This is a genomic window from Stagnimonas sp. FW305-C-60 (assembly GCF_058782965.1).
Genome location: NZ_JBYSYF010000001.1, coordinates 384,442 through 396,228, shown reverse-complemented (window position 1 = coordinate 396,228; position 11,787 = coordinate 384,442). Strand labels below are relative to the sequence as shown.

The window sequence follows — 11,787 nt, the reverse complement described above, 5'->3', positions numbered from 1 at the left end:
CGCCGCTAATTCGAGGAGACAAACCATGCGCAATTTTCTGCTGATCCCGACCGCTGCGCTGCTGCTGGCGGCCTGCGGCAAGAGCGAGCCGGTCGCCACGCCGGCCGCCGCCGCTGCGCCCAGCGCCGCCGAGGCCGATGCCTTCATCGCCAAGTACAACGCCGACTTCCGCGCCTTCTACCCGACGCTGACTGGGCCGCAGTGGCTGGCGGCGACCTATATCACCGACGACAGCCAGGCGGTCGCCTCGCGCGCCAACGAGCAGTACCTGGAGTTCAGCTTCAAGACCGCGCAGGCGGCCAAGCCGTTCTACCCGCTCAAGGATCTCAAGCCGGAGACCGCGCGGGCGCTGAACCTGATCCGGGTCGGTTCGGCCGCGCCCAGCTCGCCGGCCGAGCGCGAGGAGCTGGCCAAGATCGGCGCCAAGATGGAAGCCAACTACGGCGCCGGCAAGTGGTGCCGCAAGGACGCTGCCGGCAACGACCAGTGCCTGTCGCTGCAGGAGATCGAGAAGATCATCACCAACGCCGACTTCAAGGCGACGCCGGCCGAGCTGGCCGAGGCCTGGGCGGGCTGGCACGCCACCGCCAAGCCGATCCGCAAGGACTACCAGCGTTTCATCGAGCTGCAGAACAGCGCGGCCAAGGAGTCCGGTTTTGCCAACATGGGCGAGATGTGGCGCGCCGGCTACGACATGAGCCCGGCCGAGTTCGCCGACGAGACCGAGCGGCTCTGGGGCCAGGTGAAGCCGCTCTACGACGAGCTGCACTGCTACGTGCGCAACAAGCTCAACGCCAAGTACGGCGATGCGGTGGTGCCCAAAGGCGGCCTGATCCCGGCGCAGTTGCTCGGCAACATGTGGGCGCAGAGCTGGGGCAATCTCTATCCGCTGATGGAGCCCTACAAGGGTGTTGGCTCGCTCGATGTGACCGCCGCCCTGGCGGCGCAGCGCGAGGCGGAACTCGCCAAGCTCAAGGCCGCCTACAAGGGCAAGCCGACCGCGAAGGTGCAGGCCGAGATGGAGCACGATGCCGACAAGGCGATGAGCCTGAAGATGGCGAAGATCGCCGAGGACTTCTACACCTCGCTGGGCTTCCCGGCGCTGCCCGCCAGCTTCTGGGACAAGAGCCTGCTGCAGCAGCCGCGCGACCGCGACGTGGTCTGCCATGCCTCCGCCTGGGACATGAACCTCGCCGGCGATGTGCGCATCAAGCAGTGCATCGAGCCGGATGAGGAGCATCTGTTCACCATCCACCACGAGCTTGGCCACATCTACTACTACCTGATGTACAACGCCCTGGAGCCGATCTTTCAGCAGGGCGCGCACGACGGCTTCCACGAGGCCATCGGCGACACCATCACGCTCTCGCTCACGCCGCAGCATCTGGAGAAGATCGGCTTGGTCAAGGGCGCCAAGAGCGACGAGAAGGCGGTGATCAACAGCCAGATGAAGCTGGCCTTGGACAAGATCACCTTCCTGCCCTGGGGCAAGCTGGTCGACCAGTGGCGCTGGAAGGTGATGGACGGCAGCCTCAAGCCCGAGGACTACAACGCCGGCTGGTGGCAGCTGCGCGAGCAGTACCAGGGTGTGTCACCGCCGCTGGCGCGCAGCGAGGAAGACTTCGATCCGGGTGCCAAGTACCACGTCCCCGGCAATACGCCGTACACACGTTACTTCCTGTCCTTCGTCATCCAGTTCCAGTTCCAGAAGGCGCTGTGCGAGGCGGCCGGCTTCAAGGGCCCGCTGCACGAGTGCGACATCTACGGCAACAAGGCGGCGGGCGAGAAGTTCATGGCCATGCTCAAGGAGGGGCAGTCCAAGCCCTGGCCGGAAACGCTGGCCAAGCTCACTGGCAGCCCGAAGATGGACGGCTCGGCGATCATCGAATACTTCGCGCCGCTGATGGGCTATCTCAAGGAGCAGAACCAGGGCCAGAGCTGCGGCTGGACGCCGGAGCCCGCCGCGCCCTGAGCGCAACCTGGGCATGAACGAAAGGGCAGCTTACGGCTGCCCTTTTTCGTCGGAACCAACTACTCAACCGGTTTGGGCTGCAAGCGGTCCAGAGTGGCGCCGAAGTGCTCGTAAGCAACGCCGGGACTGAAGTGAAAGCCCTGCACGCTGAAGCGCTCGGGAGGCAGATCGACGCCGAGGTAGTTGCCCTGGGCATCCTGGCAATGGTGGCGGCGCAGAAAGTCGAGTTGCGCCGCCGTCTCCACGCCTTCGGCGATCACCCGGATGCCGAGGCTGGAAGCGAGCGCGATAATGGTCTGGGTCACCGCCGCGTTGGCGAGGTTTTCGGCGACCTGGTTGATGAAGCTGCGGTCGATTTTCAGGGCGGTGATCGGGAAGCGGCTGATGTAAGACAGGCTCGAATACCCCACTCCGAAATCGTCGATCGCCACACCGACGTCCAGCGCACGGATCTGCTGAAGACGGCTGATCGACTCCTCGGTCTGCGCCATCAGCAGGCTCTCGGTGATCTCCAGCTCCAGGCTCTTCGGTGGCAGGCCGGATTCGCGCAGCACGGTCTGCAGTTCCTCGACGAAATTCGGCTGCCGGAACTGCCGTGGCGAGATGTTGATCGCGACTTTCAGCTCCCGCCCGCACTGTGTCTGCAGCGCGCGACCCTGATGGCAGGCGGTACGCAGCACCCAGGAACCCAGCGACAGGATCAGGCCCGACTCCTCGGCCACCGCGATGAAATGCTCGGCGGTGCGCAGGCCGTGCTGCGGATCGGCCCAGCGCAGCAGCGCCTCCATGCCCACCACCGCGCCGCTGCTCAGGCAGATCTGCGGCTGGTAGTGCAGGACGAACTCCTGGTTGCGCAGCGCCCGATGCAGGGCGTTCTCGATGCTCAGCTTGTCGTTGGCGGCCTGCTCCATCTCCAGATTGAAAACCCGGAAAGTGCCGCGACCGGAGGCCTTGGCGCGGTACATGGCGGTATCGGCATTGCGCAGCAGCACATGGGCGTCGACGCCGTCGCGGGGGGAGATGCTGATGCCGATGCTGGGGGTGATGTGCAGCTCGTGGCTGCCGATGACGAACTTCTCGGCCATCGAGTCGAGGATATTCTGGGCAATGTGCTCGGCGGTCGCGAACTCGCTCAGCTCCGGCACCGCCACCACGAACTCATCGCCGCCCATGCGCGCGACCGTGTCGGCGCCGCGCACGCTGTCGCGCAGGCGCTCGGCCACGGCCACCAGCAGCTGGTCGCCGACGTGATGTCCCAGCGAGTCGTTGACGCGCTTGAAGTGATCGAGATCCAGCATCAGCACCGCCACCGCCTTGCCGCTGCGCTTGGCCTGTTGCAGGGCCACCTCCAGGCGGTCGTTGAGCAGGGTGCGGTTGGGCAGACCGGTGAGGTAGTCATGGTGCGCGATGTGCCGGGTGTACTCCTCGCGGCGCTTGCGCTCGGTGATGTCGTAGGCGATGCCCAGAAAGCCCTGGATTTCGCCATCGGCGCCATGCAGCGCGGTGACCGCCAGATTCACCGGAAAGCGTGAGCCGTCCTTGCGGACGTAGGTCCACTCCCTTTCCTCGACGATGCCGCGCCGCGACTGGTGCACGAACACCTCGAAACCGGGCTCGATGTGCTCGCCCAGCTCGGCGCTCATTTCCTGTGCGCGCTGGCGGATTTCCTCGGCGTCGTGGATCAGCGCCGGCGTGGCCTTGTCGACCAGTTCTTCCCGCCGGTACCAGAGCATGCGCTCGGCCGCCGGGTTGATCGAGCGGATGGTGCCGTCGGGGTCGGTGGCGATGATCGAGAAGGGTGCCGCCTCCAGGATCGATTCGCGCAGGTGATTGGCCTCGGCCAGCGCCTTGTCGGCCTGCAGGCGCTCGCTCAGGTCGCGCGCGATCTTGGCGAAGCCGAGCAGGCGGCCGGCGTCGTCGTGGATCGGCGTGAGGATGACGTTGGCCCAATAGCGGCTGCCGTCCTTGCGCAGGCGCCAGCCTTCCTCCTCGCTGCGGCCCTGGCTGCGCGCGACCTGCAAGGACTGCTCCGGCTTGCCGGCGGCGGCGTCTTCGGGCGGGTAGAAGCGGGAAAAATGCTGCCCGACAATTTCCTCGTCGCGGTAGCCGAACAGGCGTTCGGCGCTGCTGTTCCAGCTGTTGACCCGGCCTTCCGGGTCGAGCGTGCAGAGCGCGTAGTCGCGCAAGCTCTCGATCAGCTGGCGCAGGCGCCGCTGCAACTCGCGCTCGCGCTGCTCGGCCGCGCGCCGCTCGGTGATGTCGGCGAACGAGGCCACCACGCCCTCGCCGGCACCGGCGGAAACGCTGTTCACGCTCAGCCAGACTTCCAGGCCGTCGGGCCGGCGCAGGCCCATGATCTGGTTGCTCTCGGCCTGGCCGCTGCGCAGGGTGCGCATCGCCGGGTGGTCCTCGCCCGGCCAGGGGCTGCCGTCTTCGTGGACGGCGTGCCAGTCGGCGTCGGTGGAGCCGCGCTGGGCCAGCTGTGCCGGGCTGCGGCCGAGGATGCGTTCGGCGGCGGGATTGCTGGTGAGGATGCGGCCGTCGGCGCCTTGCAGGATCAGGCCCTCCTGCAAGGAGTTCACCACCAGCGCGTACTGGCGCCGGGCGCGCAGCAGCTCGGTGGCTTGCAGGCGCACCCGGCGGGTAGCCGCCGTGGTGCCGGCGGCGGTCAGCAGCAGCACCAGCAGGCCGCCCCAGGCCAGGGCATTGCGGGTGTCGGCGTTCAGCTCGGCGCTGTTGGCCTGGTAGGCGCTGACCAGGCCGGTGTCCGCGACCGGCGAGTAGACCGCCAGGTAGAGCCGACCCTCGCGGTCACGAAGACTGGCGGTGCCGTGGTCGCCGCGGACCGCCGCCTGGATCGGGCTGGCTGCGGGAGTCGCGGGCTGGCTGGGCTGCCGACTGGGCACGGGATCCATCGCCGAAGGCAGGCACAGGATCTGCCGATCCACCGGGCCGCATAGTTGTATGCCCTCGCGGCGGCCGGCGCCGGACGCGTGGTCCAGCAGCGCGCTCAACTGCGGCAGCGCTTGCTCGCTGAGCAGCGTGCCGCCGTTGGCCAGAGGGCTGCGCAGCTGGAACAGCAGCTCCTGGCCGGTCCAGATCAGGCTGGCGCTGCCGGCGACTGCGGGCAGTCGCAGTGGCAGCTGCAGAGACACCTGCCCCGGAGTGCCGGCGGCGGCCAGTTGCTTGCCACTGGCGTCGCGCATCTCGGCATGGCGGAACCCCTGGGCGAGCAGGGGCTCCAGGCTGCCTCGCTCGGTGAGCTGCGCCGCCGCCAGCGCGCCGTGCGCGCCGTGTAGCGACAGGATGGTGACCACCTGCTCCACCCGGGCGGCCTGGGTGGCTTGCAGGCCTTGAATCTGCACGCTCTCGATCCGGTTCTTGAGCGACCAGATGCCGGCGACGCCGGTGCTCAGCGCCACCAGGGCCGGTGCCCAGCCGACCAGCAGCAGCAGCCGCTCCGAGGACGGCGGAGTCGAGTCTGGCTGTTTCTGGTTCCAGGCCAGCCACAAGCTTGCCCCCAGCAGGCACATGCCGGCGGCGGTGTGGATCGCCATCCCGGCCAGTGGATAGGCGCCGAACAGGGCTTCCAGGCCCAGCGCATAGCCCAGCAGGGAGATGCCGCCGATCGCCACGACAGTGGCGGCCAGTATCCGCCCCAGGTTTTCCACCTTGCCGCCAGCGGTAACCCGGTGGCTGACCAGCGCCAAGCTGAGGCTGGCGAGCAGAAAGCCCAGGGTGGTGGGTAGCGACATGCGGCCGGGGTTGGGGTTGCCATCGTCGGCCCAGGCGTGAAAGCGGGCGAGATCGATGCCGAGGTCCAGCCCCAGCTGCCACTGCATCAGGTTGGCGCCGGCCAGGAGCGCTACCAGCAGCGCGGCGAGGCGCACGCCGCGATCCCGCATCGGCGAGGCGGCGGTCGATAGCGCCGTGAGCGCCAGGCCTAGCAGCGCGAAGCTCAGGGCGGTGTTGAACACCATGCTGCGCAGATGCATGACCAGACGGGTGAGCACCACCAGCTTCAGCAGCCAGCCGGCGATCACGGTGCCGCCGAGCAGGATCAGCAACAGGCCACAGCCCCGCAGTCGCTGCGCGCGGGTGATGGTCACCGCATTGACTCCTGCATCAGACAACTCCCGGTAGGCCGGCTATTTTCGGCGGCTTTCGCCCGCGACCTGAGGCCGTTGGTCTCGATGTCGCCACCGTCCGCCGTGCGGCAAGGGGGCCATCCTAAATCCTTCGAAGGGCGCATTTACTATTGGTTTCAGATTTGTAAGTTGAATAGACTGTCATTCGATTAAAGCTGGGCGATGACTGCGTCACGCACCGGCTCAAGACAAACCAGGGTCCGCCGCCCGCTCCGGCGTACCCCGTGCACCGGTGAGGAGAGTCGCCAGATGTCCGAGTTCATCAAGCCGCGCGGCCCAGGCGCGGCTGTTGCTGTCGCCGCGTCTACGCGCGCGCTGCTGTTGCCGCTGTTGCTGCCGCTGCTGCTGATCGCTTGCGGCAGCCCCGATCCCGAGGGCTACGTCGCCGCCAATCGGGCGCCCATGGTGGCTGCCGGCGTCGACCTGAGCGTCGACGAGGGCGCGGCCGTGGCCCTGGCCGGCAGCGCCAGCGACCCCGAGGGCGGCGCGCTCAGCCTTAACTGGGAGCAGCTGGCCGGGCCGGCGGTGACCCTCTCCGACGTCCACGCCGGCAACCCCAGCTTCACCGCCCCGGAGGTGGAGGCCGCCACCGAGCTGCGCTTTCGGCTGACCGCGGTCGACGCCCAGGGCGCGTCGGCCAGCGACGAGCTCAGCGTCCATGTACAGAACCGGGTGGTGGCCAATCAGCCGCCGACGGTCAGTGCCGGCAGCGAGCAGAGCGTCGACGAGGGCGCGACGGTCGCGCTCGCCGGCAGCGCCAGCGATGCCGATGGCGAGGTGCGCAGCCTGCTCTGGACCCAGCTTGCCGGCCCGAGCGTGGCCTTGAGTGGCGCCGACAGCCTCAATGCCAGCTTCACCGCCCCGGCGGTGGACGCCGACACCGAGCTGCGCTTCCAGCTCAGCGCCAGCGATGACGACGGTGCCAGCGCCAGCGCCAGCGTCGTGGTGCGGGTGCGCGCGCTGCCCGCGCCCAATCAGGCGCCGACGGCCCAGGCCGGCGCCGACCAGAGTGTCGCCGAGGGCGCCAGCGTCACGCTCGCCGGTGGCGGCGAAGACAGCGACGGCGTCATCGCCAGCTATCAGTGGACGCAAACCGCCGGGCCTAACGTGGTGCTCGCCGGCGCCAACAGCGCCACCGCCAGCTTCACCGCGCCACAGGTGGAGGCCGAAACCCTGCTCCGCTTCCGCCTGAGCGTGACCGACGACGACGGCGCCAGCGGCAGCGACGAAGTGAGCGTCAGCGTGCGCGACGTGCCGCCCGGCGACGACGATGGCGACGGCGTGAGCAATGCCAGCGATCTTTGCCCCGGTACCGCCGCCGGTGCCGAAGTCGACGCCCAGGGTTGCAGCGCCGCCCAGCGCGATGGCGATGGCGATGGAGTCTCCGACGCTGCCGATCTCTGTCCCGACACCCCGGCCGGCACCACGGTCGATGCCAGCGGCTGCCCGATCAGCGACAGCGGCAACGCCTCCTGCGCCACGGGCAAGAACCTCGCCGGCAACCGCAGCTACCAGGTGCAGATCGGCTCCGAGAGCGGCGAGCAGATCAGCTTCCAGGTGCTGGAGCCGAAGGCCTTCGACTGCGCCCACCGCGCCCAGGGCGCGCATCCCTTGATCCTGCAAGGCCACGGCTTCGGCGGCTCGCGCAATACCAGCGGCTTCGACAACTACCGCGCCGTCGGCTTCGCGGTCATCAGCATCGACCAGCGCGGCTTCGGCGACTCCAGCGGCACCGTGCGGGTGATGGACCCGGACTACGAAGGCAAGGATCTGATCCGCATCCTCGACTGGGCCGAGCAGAATCTCGACTACCTGGCCTGGCGCGACGAGGCCTCGATGCTCAAGCCCTTCGTCGCCCGTCCGGCTGACGGCCTCAGCGTCGCCGGCGGCACCAATCTGCTGGTCGGCTCGATCGGCAGCAGCTACGGCGGCGGCTATCAGTTGCTGCTGCAGAACGTCGATCCCAAGGACCGCCTCGACGCGCTGGCGCCGGACATCACCTGGCACGACCTGCGCTGGAGCCTGAATCCCGGCGACGTGATCAAGACCGGCTGGGATCTGCTGCTGGTGGCCGGCGGCGCGGCGGGCTCCTATGTGCCCGGACTCGAGAACAGCGAGCTGCCCACGGACCGCGGCCTCGATCCCTACATCATGGAAACCCTGGCGCGCGGGGCCGCCACCGGCGAGTTCCCGCGCGAGGCGCTGGACTGGTTCCGCTATCACAGCCCGGCGTACTGGTGCGGTCTCAACAACGAGCCGACCATGCCCTACCCGGTGCCGGAGAACCTGTTCGACGCCAACTTCATGCTTGCCGGCTTCCTCAACGAGCTGCCGGGCAGCAACCAGCGCAAGGGCCAGTCGGGTATTCCGGTGCTGCTGTCGCAGGGCTTCCGCGACACCCTGTTCAACTTCAACGACGCCTGGTGGAACTACCAGTGCCTGGCGGCGCGCGGCGACGACGTGCGGCTGATCACCCATCAGTCCGGCCACATCCTCAACGACTTCGCGGCCATTCCGGTGCCGCAGCTCGACTTCGACAACAACGGCGGCAACAACGACTGCGGCGGCCGCAAGCGCGGCGACGCGACGCTGCAGTGGTTCCGCGAGAAGCTCAAGGGCGAGGATGCCGCCAGCATCCTGAGCGGCACCGAGGACGCGCTCTGCGTCTCGCTCGCCGATGACGACGCGGTGGACATCCCGGTCGACAAGTTCCTGGCGCCCCGCGCCGCCGAGCGGGCACCGCCGCTGACCGCCCCGTGGTTCGCCGCCGAGGGCGGCGCCGAACTGGTGCCCCAGGGCCTCACCGCCCAGCAGTTGCACCTGGCACTGGCCGACCGGCCGGGCGTGGTGCCGCTGTTCACCGTGCAGGCTGCCGACGGCCTGATCCTCGCCGGCATCGCGCAGGCCGAGATCCAGCTCAGCACGCCGCAGATGGTCAACGACCTCGCCTGCGAGCAGGCGCAGTTGCCGACCCTGCGCACCGGCTGTGACGCGATCGTGTTCGTCGGCCTGGGCCTGAAGAAGGCCGGTGCCAGCGACTACGTGCTGATCGACGATCAGGTGCTGCCGGTGCGCGGCCTCGGCCACCACGCCGACCTGAGCCTGGTCGGTGTCGCCGAGCGTCTTGCGGCGGGCGATTCGCTGGCGCTGATGATCTACGGCTACTCGCCGCAGTACCCGCTGTCGTTCTCGCGCGACCCGACCATTCCGGTGGTCAATGTCAGCGCCAGCCTGAAGCTGCCGCTGTACGGCGCCGACGCCGGCGGCAAGCCGGACTTCGCGCTGGCTGTCGAGAGCCTCGTGCAGCGCGCGGACGGTGGCACGCCGGGCGAGGGCGAGACCGATTCCGGTCGCGGCGGCGGCCTGCTGGGCCTGATCGCCGACGTCTCGCCGACCCTGCACCAGATCATCGTCGCCGTCGCCAGCCTCGATCCGGCCACCGTCGCCGGCCAGTTGCAGGTGCTGGTGACCGGCCTGGTCGACGGCCTGGTGCAACTGCTGACCGGCGATCAGGGCAGCCTGCTCGCCCTGCTGACCCATCTCGCCGACAACCTCGCCAACGGCGATCCGCAGGGCGCGCTGGAGCAGGCCGGTGACGACACCGGCGCCCTGCTCGGCCTCGACACCGATCCGGTCTCGGCCCTGCAGCGCACTGCCAGCGCCGCACGCCAGGTGGAGGCGGTGATCCTCACCGGCTCGCAGCTCCCCGGCTGGTCGGCGCCCTCGGCGGCGGGCCTGCCCTATCCCTATCCCTCCGGCACCGGCCTGATCGACCAGTGCCACAGCGCCGGCTTCCCGGAGCAACTCTGCGACGGCCTGCTCGGCGCGCTCGGCGGCACGCCACTCGACACCACGACGCGCAGCGCCCACAACGGCGTGTTCCTGTACCCGCCCAACTGGCAAGTCGGCGACGAGCCGGTCAGCGGCGGCGTGCCGGTTGCCGAGATCGCCGCCTACGCCTACGTCGGCAACGCTTGGAAGGAAATTCCGGTGCAGGTTGACGAGAAGTACCCCTACTTTCTCGCCAACAGCCATTCGGATTTCGCCATCTACTCCGGCACCGACGAAGAGCTGAGCTACGCCTGGGATCTCGAACGCTGGAACCCCGGCGACAGCGAGGACGGCTGCACCGCGGTGGCGCCCAAGGGCACGCCGGATCCGGTCGGCGGCCTCGACGATGACGACGAACTGGTGTTCATGGCCAAGGACGCCGGCGGCCTCGCGCCCAGCGGCTCAGTGCCGGGCGACGTGCCGGAAGGCGCGCCCAGCCAGCTCGTGACCCTGGTCGATGCGCTCGATCCCGCCACGACGCGCGTCGTCTACCTGTTCCGCCGGCCCGGTGGTTCCAGCTTCGCCGGCAAGCCGCATTACGTGCACTACACGCGTGACGCCAATGCCGACCAGTGGATCGACCGCAGCTTCTTCGCCGACGAAGATCCGGAAAAGCTCGGCACCAGCAACACCGGCTACGGCGCCAACCTGAGCGGCACCGTCTGCCATCCCACCGAGGGCAAGAAGCTCTCCACCGACCGCTTCCCGCGTGATGGCCTCACCGTGCAGACCGACACCTACGTGTGGAAGGCCAGCGGCCGCTGGATGGTGCGCGAGATCGGCATCGCCAAGCCGGACGGCAGCGGCAACTACGGCGCCGACCTGATCGACCGCTGGAAGGGTCGCGCCTTCCAGCAGTCGCCGGACTCGACCATCTCCCTGGTCGGCTTCGAGGACGAGCAGGTGAATTGGGAGGCCAACTCCACCCTGCTTGGCGAGCGCTGCGGCCCGGTGCGCTGCCTCCGCGAGGTCTGGGGCGCGGACAGCGGCACCAACGTCACCAAGACCGAGGCCTTCTACCGCGACGCGATCAGCTACCGCTACCACGTGCGCGTGCACCCGATCCCGCCGGACGGCCTCTACACCAGCTGGGACTACAACCGCAGCGCCATGGTGCCTACGCCGGACGAGGCCAAGGCGGGCGTGCCGGCTGGCCGCTACTACACCATCCTGCGGCCGCAGGGCGTGCCCATCGACGGCGTCAACGACGACCTCGGCCAGATCGACAGCGTCGCGCCGATCGCCGGCTACTGCCTGACTTCGGACGGCCCGAAGGAGAGCACCGACGGCCGCTGCCCGCTGTTCCTCGACGTGGTCGACCCGACCTTCAACCTGCCGCTGGCTTTCGCCAACTGGGAGCAGGTCTCGGGCAAGGGCGATCTCGGCTCGCTGGTCTACACCTTCGAGTTGAAGGGTCTGACCTCGCTGGCGACGCCGGCAGTCGTGCCCTACTACCGCGACGACGCCTGCCTCGACGACGGCACCGGCGACGACCCGGTGCAGCGGCCCTGGCCGGGCGAGGCCAGCACCGATGCCCGCGTGATCGCCGGCTACAAGGACCGCAACGGCGATGGTGTGATCGCCTGCGAGGAGCGCCAGGGCGTCTACGCGCAGCACGGCGTGCACTACTTCCTGACCGCCGATGTCGACAACGCCTTCGTGCTCGGCAAGCCGATCAACGAGATCGACGGCCAGCAGTGGCAGTTCATGGTGCCGACCGCGCAGCCGACCAATGTCGGCGAGCCCTACGCCAACGTCTCGCGGATTCCGCTGAAGGCGGTGGCGGTGCCCATGAGTGTCGGCCTGCCGCTGCCCTAGGCCTCGGCGATACAAACC

The 11,787-nt window shown here is 68.7% G+C and carries 3 protein-coding genes; 2 read left to right on the top strand and 1 reads right to left on the bottom strand.

Annotated elements, in window-relative coordinates; translation table 11 throughout:
• The first annotated feature begins 25 nt into the window (after positions 1-25).
• Positions 26-1,972 (top strand): M2 family metallopeptidase, encoded by a 1,947-nt coding sequence (locus AC3WT6_RS01835; RefSeq protein ID WP_492651847.1) that lies wholly within the window; start codon positions 26-28, stop codon positions 1,970-1,972.
• Between the two features lie 59 nt (positions 1,973-2,031).
• On the opposite strand, the gene AC3WT6_RS01830 is transcribed toward AC3WT6_RS01835, so the two are convergent.
• The gene (locus AC3WT6_RS01830) at positions 2,032-6,081 is read right to left on the bottom strand and encodes a sensor domain-containing protein (protein WP_492651846.1); all 4,050 of its coding nucleotides are present in this window, start codon (positions 6,079-6,081) and stop codon (positions 2,032-2,034) included.
• A 288-nt stretch (positions 6,082-6,369) separates the two neighbouring features.
• Here AC3WT6_RS01830 and AC3WT6_RS01825 point away from each other — a divergent pair, with 288 nt between their 5' ends.
• Positions 6,370-11,769, top strand: a complete 5,400-nt coding sequence (locus AC3WT6_RS01825) for a PKD domain-containing protein (protein WP_492651845.1) — start codon at positions 6,370-6,372, stop codon at positions 11,767-11,769.
• Positions 11,770-11,787: the final 18 nt, after the last annotated feature.

What these genes read in the sequence shown, in the direction of transcription:
- AC3WT6_RS01835 (WP_492651847.1), top strand. Translation starts at nt 26, where the DNA reads ATGCGCAATTTTCTGCTGATCCCGACCGCTGCGCTGCTGCTGGCGGCC.
- AC3WT6_RS01825 (WP_492651845.1), top strand. Translation starts at nt 6,370, where the DNA reads ATGTCCGAGTTCATCAAGCCGCGCGGCCCAGGCGCGGCTGTTGCTGTC.